Raw genomic sequence first — 16,115 nt, 5'->3', positions numbered from 1 at the left:
GTTCGCCGCCGCGGCCGAGCCGGCGGCCTCCACGAACATCCTGTGCAGCGCTCCGCCGCCCAGCCCCAGGGCCAGGGAGGAGAGCACGACGTCGGCCCCGTCCCGGTGGCGCAGCAGCGTCGCCTCGGCCGCTGCGGCCACCTCCTCCACATCCTCCAGCCGCCGGGAGCGCACGGCGCGCTCCGCGTCCGCCACGATGCGGTCGGCCACGCGGGCCAGCAGCGTCTGCTTGTTGGGGACATGCCAGTACAGGGCAGAGGCCTGCACGCCCAGCACCGAGGCGACCCGACGCATGGACAGGTCCCCCATGCCGAAGTCCTGAAGGATGGACACGGCCGCATCCACGACCTCGTCCGCGGTCAGTCGACCGCGTGCACGGGGCGCGTCCGGGACAGTCATCACCCGTTGAAGATAGTCCAGTCGGCGGGGGTCTGTGCAGTTCCACGGCCGAACCTACGCCCAGTGCGAACCCCGACCCGCATCACGCCACGGTGTGGTCCGTGGGCCGCCGGCGCGGCCGGACCGCCCAGGGGAGGCGTCCGGCGGCCGCGCAGCAGCGGTGCCGAGCCGAGGGAACACCGCCCCGGGGGGGGAGGCGTCAGGCGGCGGTGACCGAGCCGTCGCCCTGCAGGCGGACCACCCGGTCCGCGAGGCCGCGGCCTCCTCGTGGTCATGGGTGACGTGCACGGCCGTGGTGCCCGTGGCCTTGAGGATCCGCCGGATCTGCGCGGCCAGGTGCTCGCGCAGGTCCCGGTCCAGGGCGGAGAGCGGCTCGTCCAGCAGCAGCACCCGCGGGGAGGGCGCCAGCGAGCGGGCCAGGGCCACCCGCTGGGCCTGGCCGCCGGAGAGCGTCTGCACCGGCCGGTCCCCGAACTCCTCCAGGTCCACCAGGCGCAGCATCTCGGCCACCCGTGCGGCACGTTCGGCGCGCGGGACCTTCGCGGACTCCAGGCCGTAGGCCACGTTCCGGGCCACGGAACGGTGCGGGAACAGCTGCCCGTCCTGGAACACCATGCCCACGCCGCGGCGGTGTGTGGGGACGGCTGTGACGTCCGTGCCGTCCAGCAGAACCCGGCCCACGCTCACGCGCTCCAGTCCGGCGATGCCGCGCAGCAGCGTGGACTTCCCGGATCCGGAGGCGCCCAGCAGCGCCGTCACCTCGCCCGGCGCCAGCGTCAGGTCCACACCGGAGACGGGAGCGGTGCCGTCCGGATAGGACACCGTCACCTCCTCCAGGACCAGGGCGGCACCGTGCCCGGCGGCACCGGGCCCGGGCGTTCGATGCCCGGCCGTTCCATTCCCCTCCGTTCCGGGCCGGACCTCCCCGGCCGTTCGCCGGCCGTCGTGCGCGTCCTCCATGCTCACCATGCTCCTCCCGTCCCGGCGGCACCGCGCGGGCGCAGCCGTTCGCACACCACCATCACGGTGGCGGTCACCACGCCAGCACCACCGCGCCGGCCAGGGCCATCCCGTAGTTGTCCGCCCCGGGGCGGCCCAGCAGCTTCACGATCACGATCGGCAGCGTCTGATAGTCCGGGCTCGCCAGGAAGCTCGTGGCCCCGAACTCGCCCAGGGACACCGCGAACGCGAAGCCGGCGGCCAGGCCCACCGCGCGCAGCAGCACGGGGCCGTCCACCGTCAGCAGCACCCGCCACGGACCGGCCCCCCAGGTCCCGGCGGCCTCGCGCAGCCGGTGGTCCACGGCGCCGAGGACCGGCACCAGGGTGCGCACCACCAGCGGCAGGGCCACCACGGCCTGCGCCAGCGGAACCAGGGCCCCGGACCGGGCCAGGTCCGGGAGCACGAGCTGCAGGGACACCACGAACCCGAAGCCCACCGTCACCGCGGACACCCCCAGCGGCAGCATCACCGCACCGTCCAGCCACCGCTGCGCCCGCCGGGCGCCGGCCGTGCTGAACGGCCGGGTCAGCAGCAGGGCCAGTGGGATGCCGGCCAGCAGGGTGAACAGGGTGGCGTCCCCGGCGATCTTCACCGAGTGCTCCAGGGCCTGCAGCACCGTGGTGCCGCCGGCGAACCCGGCCCCGGAGCTCTCCGCCAGCAGCCGGTAGTTGCGCAGACCCCACCCCTCGGAGGAGTGGAAGGACCGGATCAGCAGGGAGCCCAGCGGCAGCAGGATCAGCGCCGCCGCCAGCCCGGTGACCAGCGCCGGCGCCCAGTCCCGCCGGCCCAGCGGGGTCGCGTGGGCGTCCCGGATCCGCAGCGCGCGCACGGTCCGCGCGGAGGCGGCGGAGGAGAGGCCGATCGCCGCGAGCACCACCAGCAGCTGCAGCACGGAGAACACCGCGGCCACCTTCAGGTCCAGGTAGACGGAGGTCTGCACCCAGATCTCCGTCTCCAGGGTCCCCACCCCGGGGCGGCCGAGGGTCTGCACGATCCCGAACGCCGAGCAGCAGAACAGGAACACCAGGGACGCGGCCGAGGCCACCGCCGGCCCCAGCTGCGGCAGCGTCACCGTGCGGAACGCCCGCCACGGCGAGGCCCCCAGCGCGGCCGCCGCCTCGGCCTGCCGCGGTCCAGCACGGACCAGAGGCCGCCCACCTGGCGCACCACCAGGGAGACGTTGAAGAACACCATGGCCAGCACTACCGCCGTGGTGGTCTGGTCCAGGCCGAGGAACCCCAGCGGCCCGCCGGGGGCCAGCAGCGCACGGAACGCCACGCCCACCACCACGGTGGGCAGCACGAACGGCACGGTCACCACGGCCCGCAGCGCGTCCCGGCCCGGAAACGTGCGCCGGTAGAGCACGAACGCCGCCGGCAGACCCACGGCCACCGAGACGGCGGTGCCGGCCGCCGCCATCCCCAGGGTGTGCCCCAGGATCCGCCAGGTGCGCTCCCGGGCCAGCACCTCGCCGAACGCGGTGAGGTCCAGGGCGCCGTCCGCGGTGACCCCGCGCAGGAACATGGCCCCCACGGGCCACAGGAAGAAGACGGCGAGGAAGCCCAGCGGCAGGACCGCCGCCAGCAGCCACCACACACCCAGCCCGTCCCCGGACGGCCGGGTGCGCGGCCGTCGTCGGGGAACGGGCAGCGCGGTCACGCGATCAGCGGTCCTCGCGCAGGGCGGTGAAGTCCTTCAGCCACTGCTCGCGCTGCTCGGCCACCCGCTTCGGGTCCGGGGTGATGGGGTCCTCCACCATCTGCGCGTGATTCGCCCACTCCTCGGGCAGCTCCACCGAGTCGTCGATCGGGTACATGTACATGGACTCCGGGAACGCCTTCTGGAACTCCTCCGAGAGCATGAAGTCGATGAACGCCTTGGCCCCCTCCGGGTTCTTCGCGCCCTCCACCACACCGGCGAACTCGGTCTGCGGGGTGCAGGTGCCCTCCACGACGCCGGTGGTCGGCGCGTAGGCCGGGGAGGAGGAGTAGGACAGCACCAGCGGGTACTCGCCGTTGCCCTCGCCGCCGGAGAAGTCCGTGTAGTAGGCGTCGGACCAGGAGGCGGCCACCTTGGTGCCGCCGTCCAGGGCCTTCGTCCACCAGTCCTTCCAGCCGTCCTCGCCCTCGGCCTCGGCCGTGGCGGCCAGGAACGCCAGGCCGGGGGAGGAAGTGACCGGGTCCGTGACCACCAGCAGCTCCGCGTACTCCGGCTCTGCCAGGTCCTCCAGCCCCGTCGGCTCGTCCCTGCCCTCCTGCTCGAACCACTCGTGGTCCACGTTCACGCAGACCTGGCCCTGGTCGATCGGGATCATCTTCCCGTCCACCACCTTCTCCTCGGCGGAGGCCGGGAGGTCCTCCGGCTGCACGTCCGCCAGGACGCCGCCGTCGATCAGGGTGTGCGTGGAGTGGTCCTCCACGCCGTAGACGCCGTCCACGGTGGGGGAGTCCTTGGCCAGCAGCAGCTGATTGACCACGGTGCCGGCGTCTCCGGGGGCGGTGGTCTTCAGCTCGTAGCCGGTCTCCTCGGTGAACTTGGCCAGCAGCTCCTTCGGGGGCTCGAAGGAGTCGTGGGTCATGATCGTGACCGTCTTCTGCGGGGCGTCGGAGCCCTTGTCCTCGGAGCTGCCCCCGGAGGTCTGGTCCGCCACGGAGCAGGCGGACAGGGCCAGGGCGGCCACGGCGGTCAGGCCGATCGCGGCCGTGCGGGAACGGGTGGTGGTGGACATCGGTGTCTCTGCCTCCTGCGGTGGGGGAGGGGCCCGGACGCCCACGCCCGGATGGGGGTGCGAGGCAACCGGGATGAGAGGTTCTCGACTTCCTTCGCCGGTGTGAGCCGGAGCAGGTTCGAGGGTCTGCGCCTTCGCCGCGCACTCTCAGCGCCGTCTCGGCGCTCCCCTGTCGATGTGCGCTCCACCCTACCGCCTGGACAGGTGCGGGGACAGCCGGGGGTGCGCGGCCGTCGTCGGGAAGGGGAGCGGGCGCGCTGCGCCCCGTCATCGGTCACCACGACGACGGCTCCCTCGCCTACCGCGTCCGCCGCGCCCCGTACACTGCCTCACGTGAGCGAGGCGAGCTACAGCGCGCACCCCGGTGCGGCGCACCAGGACGGTCTTCCGGGCGGATCCCACCCGGGCCCCCAGCGAGCCCGGCGGCAGAAGAGCCGCTCCATCGAGTCGGAGTGGAACACCTCCCGCCCCCACCGGCTGTGGCCGCGCATGCTCGTGCTCGTGCTCATCGCCGCCGGCCTGGTCATCACCGTGCAGTTCGTGCAGGGGCTGGCCCAGGTCATCGCGCCGGTGTTCCTGGGCCTGAACTTCGTGATCGTGGTCTACCCGGTGCAGGCGTGGCTGACCCGCCGCGGCCTGCACCCGGTCCTCGGGGCCACCGTGTCCGTGCTCCTGGTGGCCGCCGTGCTGTCCGCGTTCGTGGGCCTGCTGCTCTGGTCCATCCTCGAGCTCGTGGACGCCCTCCCTCAGTACACCGCCGAGGTGCAGGGGCTGGTCACAGGTGTCACGGACCAGATGGTGGCATGGGGCCTGTCCCCGGAGGTCGTCCAGCAGCAGGTCAACGCGGTCGACTGGAAGGACGTCTCCGGCGCCGCAGTGAGCACGCTGACCACCATCGCCACCAACACCTGGGCCGTGCTCGGCCTGCTGCTGACCGTGGTGATGTCCATGTTCTTCCTCGCCATGGACTCCATGGGCGTGGAGCGCCGCGTGCACCTGCTCAACACCGCCCGGGACGAGCTCGGGGACGCCCTGACCTCCTTCGCCCACGGCGTGCGCCGCTACTGGCTCGTGACCACCGTTTTCGGCCTGATCGTGGCGGTCCTGGACGTGGTGGCCCTGGTGATCATCGGGGTCCCGCTGGCCCTGGTGTGGGGCGTGTTCAGCTTCCTCACCAACTACATCCCGAACATCGGCTTCGTGATCGGCCTGATTCCGCCGGCGCTGCTCGGACTGGTGGAGGGCGGCTGGCCCGCGTTCATCGCCGTGGTGGTCAGCTACTCCGTGCTGAACTTCGTGCTGCAGTCCATCATTCAGCCGAAGGTCGCCGGAGACGCCGTGGGCGTCATCCCCACCGTCTCCTTCATCTCCCTGCTCTTCTGGGCCTGGGTGCTGGGACCCCTCGGCGCCATCCTCGCGCTGCCGGCCACGCTGCTGGTCAAGGCGATCCTGATCGACGCGGACCCGCACGCACGCTGGCTCAACGTGTTCATCGCCGCGGACCTCAAGGGCATGGAGCGGTTCCACCTGCCCCAGCTCCTGCAACGCCGCCATAAGGAACAGAAGGCCAAGGACAAGGCGGTGGCCGCGGCGGCAGAGCGGGACCGCGCCGCAACCGAGCGGGAGCGGACCGGGGAGACGCCGCCCACCACCGCCGAGCAGGAGCAGGTCCGGGCCGAGCAGACCGCCGTGGCCGAGTCCCCGGACGCGCCCGTGGCGGTCCAGGCGCAGGGGCAGGGCGCCCGCCGCGCCGCGACTCCGAGGCAGCCGCACTGGCCGAGACGGACCCGGAGACCCACGCGGACCTGCGACGGGGCACCGAGTTCGAGCTGCCGTTCACGCGGGACGTGGACGACGACCCCGGCGCCCGCAAGGCCTGAGCAGGCCTGAGCAGGACCGTGGGCACCCGGGGAAGAGCCTCCGCGACACCGACGCAGAGGCCTGCACAGGCGACCGGGACGGCGGGACGGGCGCCTGTGGCACCGGCGCGAGGCGGGGCCGTCCTCGCCGTCCTCGTCGGGGTCATGGCGGTGGGTCCGCTGTTCAACTACGGCGTCTCCGCGTCCTCCGCCCTGGTGGTGGAGCGGCTCGGCATCCCGGATGGGCTCCTCGGCTCCGTGGTGTCCGTGGTGTTCGTCACCGCCGCGCTGACCTCCCTGTGGCTCGGACGGCTCGCGGACCGGCTCTCCGTGCGCACCCAGCTCGCCATCGTCTTCGGCGGCTCCGCACTGGCCCTCGTGTGTGCCGCCTTCGCCCAGCACTACGCCGTGCTGCTCGTGGCGGCCGCTCTCGTCGGTCCGACGCAGGCGATCGCCAACCCCACCACGAACCGCATCATCCTGGCCGAGGCGCCACCCGGCAGGAAGACCAGCTGGATCGGCGTGAAGCAGTCCGGCGTGCAGGCATCCCAGCTCTTCGCCGGACTGTTCTTCCCCGCCGTCGCCCTGGCCTTCGGGTGGCCCGGTGCAGCCCTCGGTGCAGCACTGGTGGCCGGCGTGCTGTGGGCCGTCGCCGTGCGTGTGGTCGGCCGGACGCCGGGGAAGGTCCCAGACGAGGAACCTGCGGAGGGTCCGAAGCGCGGCGCCGAGCGACTGCCCGGGGCCGTGTGGCTGACTGCGGCGATCGCGTTCCTCATGGGTCTGGGCACCCAGGCGGCCAACGTGTACCTGGCGCTGTTCGCCGTCCGGGAGCTGGACTTCCCGGTGGTCCTCGCGGGGGCGGCGGTGGCGGTGGCCGGCGTGGTGGGCGTGCTCTCCCGCATCGCGTGGGGCCGACGCATGGACGCCGGAGACCGGCCGACCACGCTGCTGATCATGATCGGGGCCGGAGCCATCGGCTCCACCGTGCTGCTGGTGGTCGCCGCGGAGCTGCATGCCGGGTGGCTGCTGTGGGCGGCCGCCGCCGTGCACGGGATGACCGCGCTCGGCACCAACGTGGTGCTCAACGCGTTCCTGCTGTTCCTCGTGCCGAGGCAGCGGATCGGTGCGGCCTCCGGCGTGAACTCCATGGGCATGTTCGCCGGTTTCTCGCTCGGTCCGATCGTCATGGGCGCCGTGCTTGCGGCCACCGGCCACTTCACGCTCGGCTGGTGGGTCATGGGCGGGCTCTACGCGGCGGGGATCGCCGTGGTGCTGGTGCTGCGGGCCCGGCTCGGGGGTGTGGAGACTGAAAGAAATGCAGCATCCGCCAGGTAAGATTGGCGGCATGGAAGCAGAGCCGTTCTCCAGCCGTTCCTCCCGACCTGATGCACCGCGCCATGACGGCGTCTCCGGGGGTCGGGCCCCGGGGGTCGGCGATGGAGGGAGGCAGGACGCGCCGACACCCGGCCCGTCGGGCCTGGGCCGGTGGCTGGAGGATGCGGCCGCAGGCCCCCGGGGCTGGCGCGCGGCGCTGCTGCTGATCCCGGGCCTGTGGCTGGGGCTGCTGACGGGCATCTCCCTGATCGAGGCGCCGCTGAAGTTCACCGCCCCGGGCATCACCATCCCGTTGGGGCTGGGCATCGGGCGCCGGGTGTTCTTCGCCATGAACCTCGTGGAACTCGTGTTGGCCGCGGTGCTCGTGGTGGCGCTGCTGAGGACGGCCGGGCGTCCGGCGAAGCGCCCACTCTGGGGCTGGTCCGCCGGCATCCTGGCGGTCTACGCCGTGAAGGTCCTCGTCATCCGGCCGATCCTCAACGTCCGCACGGACGCCGTGCTCGCGGGGCAGTCCGCCGGAGGGTCGATGACGCACCTGTTCTACATCGCCGCGGACGGGATCCTCATCGTCCTGCTGATCGCCCTGGCCGTCACCGCCGCCCGGGCACTGCTGCCGACCGGACGCTGAGGCGACGTGGCCGCGGGACCGATTTCCCGGTGACGTGACGCCGACCGGACGCTGAGGCGACGTGGCTGCGGTGGGGGAGCGGCCGTCGTCGGGAAGGAGTGACCCCGCGCCGACCCAGAGAGTTCGGCAGCTTCGAGAGTGGATGAAGGGGCCGATTCTTCTGGTTCGGCGAGCCAGAGAATCTGGACGGTTCATGGACCGGTGAAGTGCCCACTCCTTCTGGCTCGGTGCGCTGAACTCTCTGGTTCTGCGAGTCACGCCCTCTGGTTCGGCGAGCCACACTCTCTGGGTTGGCGAGTCACACCCTCTGGTTCGGCGAGCCACACTCTCTGGTTTGGCGAGTTACACCCTCTGGCTCGGCGCGCGGCCCGATTGCTCCGCAGGTCGGTCTGGGACCACCGAGAGAGGAGAAATGGCCGTCAGGCGCGGACGCCTCGGCTCGCGAACGCCGCCGCGAGGTCCGCCATGAGGGCGAGCCCACCGTCTCGCGTGAGGGCAGAGCCCGCCGCGCGGATGACGATCCACCCCTCGGCCTGCATGCGGCGATCCCGTTCGATGTCCTTGCGGAACTGCTCAGGGGACCGGTGGTAGTCGCCGTCGTACTGGATGCAGATCTTGAGCTTCTCCCACGCCAGGTCGGGGCGGACGATGCGTCCGTCCTTCAGTCGGATCCGGGGATTCACCGCGGGTTCCGGGAAGCCGTGGTCCACGGCCATGAGCCGGATGCGGGTCTCTGGAATCGAGTCCACGCCAGAGCGGACGAGCTCCCAGGCCTTCTGGGCGAGGCGGACACCGCGGCGCCCACGCCGATCTGCGAGCGCCCCGATGACGTCGGCCGGCTCGGCGAGGGGAAAGGCGAACCGTGACTTCTCGGCCCCAGGACCGTCCGGGCGCTGCCGGAGGCTGTCGCCGCAGGCCACGAGGTCGTCGAGAAGGCGGGTCTGTCCGGCGAGGTCGATCCAAGTGTGCGCCGGTGAGGTCAGCCGGATGCCGTCGACCTCGGTGATGCCCGCAGCGCTCTTCAACTCATGCCCCTTGACTCCGACGCGGCGTGGGGTGCCGCCGTTGCTGCGATGGCGGGAGAGGTGGATGTCATCATCATCTCGCGGTTCGAGGCTGCCGGGGAGCCACAGGCCCCAGAGGACGGCGGCGGTCTGGTGGGTGGCCACAGATGCGGGGGAGAGGCGCTGCAGGAGCCTGACCTGGTCGGCGTATGAGGGTGGGGCGTCTCGGCGGAAGCGGATGCCCCAGTAGGGGCTGGCGAGGTCGTCGGCGCGGAGGCGGTTGCGACGGACCTCCAGGGCTGTGGCCTCCGCGACGGTGAACAGGGTCGGGAGTGCAGCGGGCAACGGGGTGGCGGGCATTGGCATATCGCCAGCGTGCCGGGTCCACGCAGGCCGGCAGAGGGGGGTGACGAGGATCTGTGGAGGCCTGCGGGAGATCGGTTCGCTGTGCAGGACAGGTCGGCGGTGTGTGAGGACGAGATGGGGGTGCGAGATCGCGAGGGTGGCGGTGCCGGGCCACACTCTCTGGCTCGGCGAACCAGAAAGTTCGGTGCCTTGGGCGGGGTGTCAACTGGCCGATTCTTCTGGTTCGACGCTGAGACGGGGGTGGGACCGCGTCGACCCAGAGAAAGTGGGCACTTCCGGTGGCCGCGAAGCAGCCGAAGCTTCTGGCTCGGCGCATGAGGCCGGCCACTCTCTCTGGTTCGGCGCATGAGGCCGGCCACTCTCTCTGGTTCGACGCGAGCAGCAGCGCCAGGCGAGCGGCCGTCGTCGGGAAGCCTCCCCTCCTCCCTCCGCAGGGGAACCCGTGGCCCATGTCACCTGTTCTCCCGCCCTGAGTGAACACTTGCGTCACAGCGTCCTCCCCGAATTGCCTCAGCCCGGATCGACCGGACACAGTGGGAAGATGACCGAGACCTTCTCCGCCCAGGACCACGACGACCTCGAGCGCCTCCTCGCCGCCACCGGAGGCATCCCGGACCCCGCCGACCTGCACGCCTCCGCAGACGACGCCATCGCCCAGGTCCGCACCTGGCTGGAGGAGGCACTCGGCCACAAGGCCGACTTCGCCGCCACCCAGCTCGCCGGCGCGCTCAAGGAGCCGGGCGGCCTGGACTTCATCGTGCGCTTCGTGGACCACGTGGTGCGCCCGGAGGACCCGGCCATCGCCGCCCGCGCCCTGCGCGAGCTCGCCCAGGAGTCCCCGCAGTTCCTGCCGCCGGCCCTGAAGGCCGTGTTCGGCGTCGGCGGCCGCGTGGCCCCGCTCGTCCCGCAGGTCGCCGTGCCCACCGCCCGCCGCGTGCTGCGCGAGATGGTCTCCCACCTGATCGTGGACGCCCGGGACAAGCAGCTCACCAAGGCCATCGCCTCGCTGCGGGACGAGAAGACCCACCTGAACATCAACCTGCTCGGCGAGGCCATCCTCGGCAAGGGCGAGGCCGACCGCCGCCTGGACGGCATCGCGGACCTCGTGCGCCGCGACGACGTGGACTACGTGTCCGTGAAGGTCTCCGCCGCCACCGCCCCGCACGCCCCCTACGCGTTCGACGAGGCCGTGGAGGAGATCACCGAGCGCCTGACTCCGCTGTACCTGTTGGCGAAGGAGAAGAAGACCTTCATCAACCTGGACATGGAGGAGTACCACGACCTCGACCTCACCCTGAACGTCTTCACCGAGCTGCTGTCCCAGCCGGAGCTGAAGGACTACCCGGCCGGCATCGTGCTGCAGGCCTACCTGCCGGACGCCATGTCCGCCATGATCCGGCTGCAGGAGTGGTCCGCCCGCCGCGTCGCCGACGGCGGCGCCCCCGTGAAGGTCCGCGTGGTCAAGGGCGCCAACCTGCCGATGGAGCAGATGCAGGCCTCCCTCATGGGCTGGTCCCTGGCCACCGTGGCCTCCAAGCAGGAGGCGGACACCAACTACAAGCGCGTCCTCAACTACGCCCTCACCCAGGAGCACGTGCAGAACGTGCGCATCGGCGTGGCCGGCCACAACCTCTTCGACATCGCCCTGGCCCACCAGCTCGTGAAGCGCCGCGGGCTGTCCACGGAGCAGCCGAACGGCGTGGCCGAGGCCGGCGGCATCCCGCCGGAGGTCGAGTTCGAGATGCTGCTGGGCATGGCCACCGGCCAGGCCGAGGCCGTGAAGAAGGACGTCGGGTCCCTGCTGCTCTACACCCCGGTGGTCAAGCCGGGCGAGTTCGACGTGGCGATCTCCTACCTGGTCCGCCGCCTCGAGGAGGGCGCCTCCTCCGAGAACTTCATGTCCGCGGTGTTCGACCTGGACTCGGATCCGGAGCTGTTCGAGCGCGAGCGGCACCGCTTCCTCGCCTCCCTCGAGCAGATGGACACCGAGATCCCGCAGCCCTCCCGCGGCCAGGACCGCTCCCGTCACATCGACGGCGACACCCCGGCCCCGGTGGACGGCTTCGCCAACACTCCGGACACCGACCCGTCCCTGCCGGGCAACCGCGCCTGGGCCCGGCAGATCATCGAGGCCATCCCGGGCTCGACCCTCGGCACCGAGGCCGTGGACGCCCACCGCGTCACCACCGCCTCTGGCGCGGAGGACGCGATCGCCCGCGCTGAGAAGGCCGGCAAGACCTGGCGGAAGCTCACCGGCGAGCAGCGCGCCGAGGCCCTGGACTCCGTGGGCCGTGCCCTGCACGCCGCCCGCGGCCGCCTGCTCGAGGTCGCCGGCTCGGAGACCGGCAAGTCCCTGGACCAGGGCGACCCCGAGGTCTCCGAGGCCGTGGACTTCGCCCACTACTACGCCCGGCTGGCCCGCGGCCTGGACCAGGTGGAGGGCGCCCGCGCCATCCCGGTGAAGCTGACCCTGGTGATCCCGCCGTGGAACTTCCCGGTGGCCATCCCGGTCGGCGGCGTCATGGCCGCGCTCGGCGCCGGCTCCCCGGTGGTGTTCAAGCCCGCCCCGCAGTCCGAGCGCACCGGCGCCGTGGCCTGGGAGCACATCATCGAGGGCCTGCGTGCCTCCGCGGCGTTCGCCGCGGACGGCCCGATGGCCGGCATCGACCCGGAGGACCTGGTCCGCCTGGTCACCATGGCGGACGAGGACGAGAAGGAGGTCGGCACCGCGCTGGTCACCCACCCGTCCGTGGAGCGCCTCATCCTCACCGGCGGCTACGAGACCGCCCAGCTGTTCAAGTCCATGCGCCCGGACCTGGACCTGCTGGCCGAGACCTCCGGCAAGAACGCCCTGATCGTCACCCCGTCCGCGGACCTGGACCTGGCCACCAAGGACGTGGTGAACTCCGCGTTCGGCCACGCCGGCCAGAAGTGCTCCGCCTCGTCCCTGGTGGTGCTCGTCGGTTCGGTGGCCACCTCCGAGCGCTTCCACCGTCAGCTGCTGGACGCCGCCTCCTCCCTGCACGTGGCCTACCCGGACGACGCCCGTGCCCAGATGGGCCCGGTCATCGAGGAGCCGGGGGAGAAGCTGCGCCGCGGCCTCACCCAGCTCGAGGAGGGCGAATCCTGGGCCCTGCAGCCCAAGCAGCTGGACGACTCCGGCCGCCTGTGGAGCCCGGGCATCCGCTACGGCGTGAAGCCGGGCAGCCACTCCCATCTCACCGAGTTCTTCGGCCCGCACCTGTCCGTGATGACGGCCAAGGACCTCGAGGAGGCTGTGGAGATCGTCAACGCCGTGGACTTCGGCCTCACCTCCGGCCTGCACTCGCTGGACCCGGAGGAGATCGACTACTGGCTGCATCACGTCCACGCCGGCAACCTCTACGTGAACCGCGGCATCACCGGCGCCATCGTGCGCCGGCAGCCGTTCGGCGGCTGGAAGCGCTCCGTGGTGGGTGCCACCACCAAGGCCGGCGGCCCGCACTACCTGCACGGCCTTGTGCACTGGGAGGATGCCCCCACCTGGCTCACCAACCCGGAGTCCGCCTCGGGCTCGGAGAGCGAGCCGAACGTGGACCCGTCCTGGCTGCACACGGCGCAGAAGCTGGACGAGCAGGCCTGGACCACCGTGTTCGCCCCGGACCAGGACATCTCCTCGCTGCGCGCCGAGCGCAACGTGCTGCGCCATGTGCCCACCCCGGTGCTGGTGCGCTGGGAGCACGGCCCGGCCGAGCACCTGCTGCGCGTGGTCTCCGCCGGCCTGCGCGCCGGCGCCCCCATGACGGTCTCCATCAACCCGGTGCCGTCCACCGAGGAGGGCGACGCCGCGTCGATCTCCTCCGAGGGCGTCCGCGGCCAGGTGGAGCAGCTGCGCCGTGAGTTCCAGGGCACCGAGTTCGGCGCCCCGGTGGACATCCACGTGGAGTCCACCGGCGAGTTCCACCGCCGCGCGAAGCAGCTCTCCGAGGTCCCGCCGGCGGCGGAGGGCGGCGGCGACGCCCGCATCCGCCTCATCTCGGACTGGGTGGGGGACCGGGCCGGGGCGCTGGCCGCCAAGCGTGCGCTGCAGCACGCCCTCGGGGACACCCCGGACGTGGCCGTGTACGCCGGTCCGGTGGTCTCCGCCGGCGAGGTGGAGCTGCTGCCGTTCGTGCATGAGCAGGCCGTCTCCATCACGGCCCATCGCTTCGGCACGCCGGACCACCTCACCGATGCGATCTTCTGATGACATGGGGCCACACCGCCGGGTTACTCCCCGGTAGGGTGGCCCCATGCACCTGATCTTCCGCACCGTCGCCACCCTGCTGAAGTCCCGCCGCCGCCCGCGGGTCTCGCCGTGGGAGCCGACCTCGGTCCCGCTGCGTGCCCTGCTCACGGACGTGGACATCGCCTGGCACATCAACAACGGCCAGTACTTCGGCCTGTTCGACCTCGGCCGCTTCGACCTCATGGACCGCTGCGGGCTGTGGGGGGAGTGCCGGAGGCGCGGCTGGCTGCCGGTGGTGCAGGCCGAGCAGATCGCGTTCCGCCGCTCCGTGGAGTTCGGCCAGAGGTTCTCCCTGGACACCCGGTTCCTCGGCCTCGACGACCGCGCCATGTGGCTCGAGCAGCGCATCGTGGTGGACGGCGAGGTCTACGTCCGCGGGTACATCTGCGGCCGACTGCGCGGCAAGGACGGCACCCCGGTCACCAACGAGGACATCGCCGACGCCATGCGCTCCCTCGGCCACGACCCGGACGGCGGCCCCGGCATCCCGGAGTGGCTGCACGAGTGGCGGCGGAACATCGCCCTGCCCTCCTCGCGCACCCCCGCGCCCCACACCTGGTGATCCTTCCCGACGACGGCACCCGCCTGGGTCCCTGCCCTCACCGGATGCCTCCCCGGACGGGGTCCGCGGACGAATCGTCCACGGGGAGGGGCGATTGCGGGACAAACGTCCGTCGGTGCTGTCATTCCACATCCTGATACGGCACGATTGGGCGGGTGAACAACAGATTCCTCGTGATCGCCGCGCTGTCGCTCGGGGCTCTGATCGTGGTGCTGGTGGCGTCGCTGGGCAATGAAGCCTGGTGGTTGCTGGCCATCGTCCTGATCGCCCTCGCCGTCCTCGGCATCTGGGACCTCACCCAGCGTCGGCACGCGATCCTCCGCAACTACCCCATCCTCGGCCACTTCCGGTACCTGCTGGAGTCCATCCGCCCGGAGATCCAGCAGTACTTCATCGAGCGCAACTTCGACGGCAAGCCGTTCGACCGGGACACCCGCTCGCTCGTCTACGCGCGCTCCAAGGGCCTCGACAACCACAAGGCGTTCGGCACCGAGCGCGACACGGGCGAGATCGGCTACGAGTTCCTGCTGCACTCGTCCGCTCCGGTGAACCCGCCGGCAGAGCCGCCGACGGTCCGCATCGGCGGCCCGGACTGCACCCAGCCGTACGACCTGTCCCTGATGAACATCTCCTCGATGTCCTTCGGCTCGCTCTCCGCCAACGCGGTGCTGGCCATGAACAAGGGCGCCGGCATGGGCGGCTTCGTCCACGAGACCGGCGAGGGCGGTCTCACCAAGTACCACCGCGGCAACGGCGCCGACCTGTTCTGGGAGATCGGCTCGGGCTACTTCGGCTGCCGCAACGAGGACGGCACCTTCAACCCGGAGACGTTCCGCAAGAAGGCCAACTACCCCGAGGTCAAGGGCATCACCATCAAGATGTCCCAGGGCGCCAAGCCCGGCCTGGGCGGCATGCTGCCGGCCTCGAAGATCACCCCGGAGATCGCCGAGGCCCGTGACATCCCGCAGGACAAGGACTGCCTGTCCCCGGCCTCGCACTCCGCCTTCTCGACGCCGCGCGAGATGGTGCACTTCATCGGGAAGCTGCGCGAGCTCTCCGGCGGCAAGCCGATCGGCATCAAGTTCTGCGTGGGCTCCCGCGTGGACGTGCTCGCCATGTGCAAGGCCATGTGGGAGGAGCGCATCGCTCCGGACTTCATCATCGTGGACGGCTCGGAGGGCGGCACCGGCGCCGCGCCGCTCGAGTACTCGGACCACATCGGCACCCCGCTCACCGAGGGCCTCATGCTGGTCCACAACGCGCTGGTCGGCACCGGCCTGCGCCACATGGTGAAGATCGGTGCCGCGGGCAAGATCGCCACCGGCTCGGACATCGTCAAGCGCCTCATCCAGGGCGCGGACTTCACCATGTCCGCCCGCGCCATGATGATGGCCACCGGCTGCATCCAGGCCCAGAAGTGCCACACCAACGAGTGCCCGGTGGGCGTCGCCACCCAGGACCCCCGCCTCATGCGCGGCCTGGACGTGGAGGACAAGTCCCGCCGCGTGTACAACTACCACCGCCTCACCGTGCGCGAGGCGGTGCAGATCATGGCGTCCATGGGCGTCACCGATCCGTCGCAGCTGAACACCCGCATGCTGCGCCGCCGTGTGGACCATCTGAGCACCCGCTCCTACGCGTCCATCTACCGCTGGATCCGTCAGAACGAGCTCCTGAACGAGCCCCCGGGCGGCTGGGACATCGACTGGAAGGAGGCGGACGCGGACCACTTCGGTGAGCACGCCCCCATCGAGTACCTGAACGACCACGACCCCGAGTGGCGTTCGGAGCTGCTGACCACCCCGAGCCAGCGTGCCCAGGCGAACGCCGCCGAGCGCCGCCAGTCCGCCGCCGCGGCGGGGGAGGACGCGAACCCGTCCACCTCGCCGATGCCGCGCGTGACCCAGCTGCGCGAGGGGCAGTCCCTGTACGAGTACTACGGCAACGGCGTGACCGGCGCGCGCG

10 protein-coding genes, 1 pseudogene and 1 riboswitch are annotated in these 16,115 nt (G+C 71.6%); of the genes and pseudogenes, 6 read left to right on the top strand and 5 right to left on the bottom strand.

All coding sequences use genetic code 11. From position 1 onward, the window contains the following. The 4 genes and pseudogenes from AC2W7A_RS02870 to AC2W7A_RS02855 all read right to left on the bottom strand — a co-directional run. Positions 1 to 333: TetR family transcriptional regulator (locus AC2W7A_RS02870; RefSeq protein WP_485990023.1), on the bottom strand; the 333-nt coding region annotated here is incomplete at its 3' end. 120 nt (positions 334 to 453) lie between these two features. Further along, the gene (locus tag AC2W7A_RS02865) at positions 454 to 1,221 is read right to left on the bottom strand and encodes an ABC transporter ATP-binding protein (protein WP_485990022.1); all 768 of its coding nucleotides are present in this window, start codon (positions 1,219 to 1,221) and stop codon (positions 454 to 456) included. 140 nt (positions 1,222 to 1,361) lie between these two features. Next, a pseudogene (locus tag AC2W7A_RS02860) lies at positions 1,362 to 3,051 on the bottom strand (ABC transporter permease). A 13-nt stretch (positions 3,052 to 3,064) separates the two neighbouring features. Then, entirely contained in the window at positions 3,065 to 4,129 is a 1,065-nt protein-coding gene (locus AC2W7A_RS02855; RefSeq protein WP_485990021.1) for a thiamine ABC transporter substrate-binding protein, read from the bottom strand. 72 nt (positions 4,130 to 4,201) lie between these two features. Next, positions 4,202 to 4,310: riboswitch (TPP riboswitch) on the bottom strand. A 152-nt stretch (positions 4,311 to 4,462) separates the two neighbouring features. Between AC2W7A_RS02855 and AC2W7A_RS02850 the strand changes: the two genes are divergently transcribed. The 3 genes from AC2W7A_RS02850 (at position 4,463) to AC2W7A_RS02840 (ending at position 7,951) form a co-directional block, all read left to right on the top strand. Further along, the gene (locus AC2W7A_RS02850; protein ID WP_485990020.1) at positions 4,463 to 6,019 is read left to right on the top strand and encodes an AI-2E family transporter; all 1,557 of its coding nucleotides are present in this window, start codon (positions 4,463 to 4,465) and stop codon (positions 6,017 to 6,019) included. A 134-nt stretch (positions 6,020 to 6,153) separates the two neighbouring features. Next, on the top strand, positions 6,154 to 7,323 hold the full coding sequence (locus AC2W7A_RS02845) for an MFS transporter (protein WP_485990019.1): 1,170 nt from the start codon (positions 6,154 to 6,156) through the stop codon (positions 7,321 to 7,323). 10 nt (positions 7,324 to 7,333) lie between these two features. Continuing rightward, a complete protein-coding gene (locus tag AC2W7A_RS02840; RefSeq protein WP_485990018.1) occupies positions 7,334 to 7,951 on the top strand; it encodes a hypothetical protein in 618 nt (205 codons plus the stop codon). Between the two features lie 419 nt (positions 7,952 to 8,370). Here the strand turns inward: AC2W7A_RS02840 and AC2W7A_RS02835 are convergent, their stop codons facing one another. Then, entirely contained in the window at positions 8,371 to 9,321 is a 951-nt protein-coding gene (locus AC2W7A_RS02835; RefSeq protein WP_485990017.1) for an endonuclease domain-containing protein, read from the bottom strand. A 541-nt stretch (positions 9,322 to 9,862) separates the two neighbouring features. On the opposite strand from AC2W7A_RS02835, the gene AC2W7A_RS02830 reads away from it, so the two are divergent. The 3 genes from AC2W7A_RS02830 to AC2W7A_RS02820 all read left to right on the top strand — a co-directional run. Further along, a complete protein-coding gene (locus AC2W7A_RS02830) occupies positions 9,863 to 13,546 on the top strand; it encodes a bifunctional proline dehydrogenase/L-glutamate gamma-semialdehyde dehydrogenase (RefSeq protein WP_485990016.1) in 3,684 nt (1,227 codons plus the stop codon). Positions 13,547 to 13,592: 46 nt separating this feature from the next. Next, positions 13,593 to 14,150, top strand: a complete 558-nt coding sequence (locus AC2W7A_RS02825) for an acyl-CoA thioesterase (RefSeq protein WP_485990015.1) — start codon at positions 13,593 to 13,595, stop codon at positions 14,148 to 14,150. 155 nt (positions 14,151 to 14,305) lie between these two features. Further along, the coding region (locus AC2W7A_RS02820) for an FMN-binding glutamate synthase family protein (protein ID WP_485990014.1) at positions 14,306 to 16,115 on the top strand (1,810 nt) is incomplete at its 3' end.

Source organism: Micrococcus sp. LASM2_SD2, from assembly GCF_057364565.1.
Note: the sequence above shows the minus strand (reverse complement) of the source record. Positions and strands in the feature narration are given on the sequence as shown.

Excerpts from the sequence above, each read along its gene's own strand:
- AC2W7A_RS02855 (WP_485990021.1), bottom strand. The coding sequence starts at position 4,129 with ATGTCCACCACCACCCGTTCCCGCACGGCCGCGATCGGCCTGACCGCC.
- AC2W7A_RS02845 (WP_485990019.1), top strand. The coding sequence starts at position 6,154 with ATGGCGGTGGGTCCGCTGTTCAACTACGGCGTCTCCGCGTCCTCCGCC.
- AC2W7A_RS02840 (WP_485990018.1), top strand. The coding sequence starts at position 7,334 with ATGGAAGCAGAGCCGTTCTCCAGCCGTTCCTCCCGACCTGATGCACCG.
- AC2W7A_RS02835 (WP_485990017.1), bottom strand. The coding sequence starts at position 9,321 with ATGCCAATGCCCGCCACCCCGTTGCCCGCTGCACTCCCGACCCTGTTC.
- AC2W7A_RS02830 (WP_485990016.1), top strand. The coding sequence starts at position 9,863 with ATGACCGAGACCTTCTCCGCCCAGGACCACGACGACCTCGAGCGCCTC.
- AC2W7A_RS02825 (WP_485990015.1), top strand. The coding sequence starts at position 13,593 with ATGCACCTGATCTTCCGCACCGTCGCCACCCTGCTGAAGTCCCGCCGC.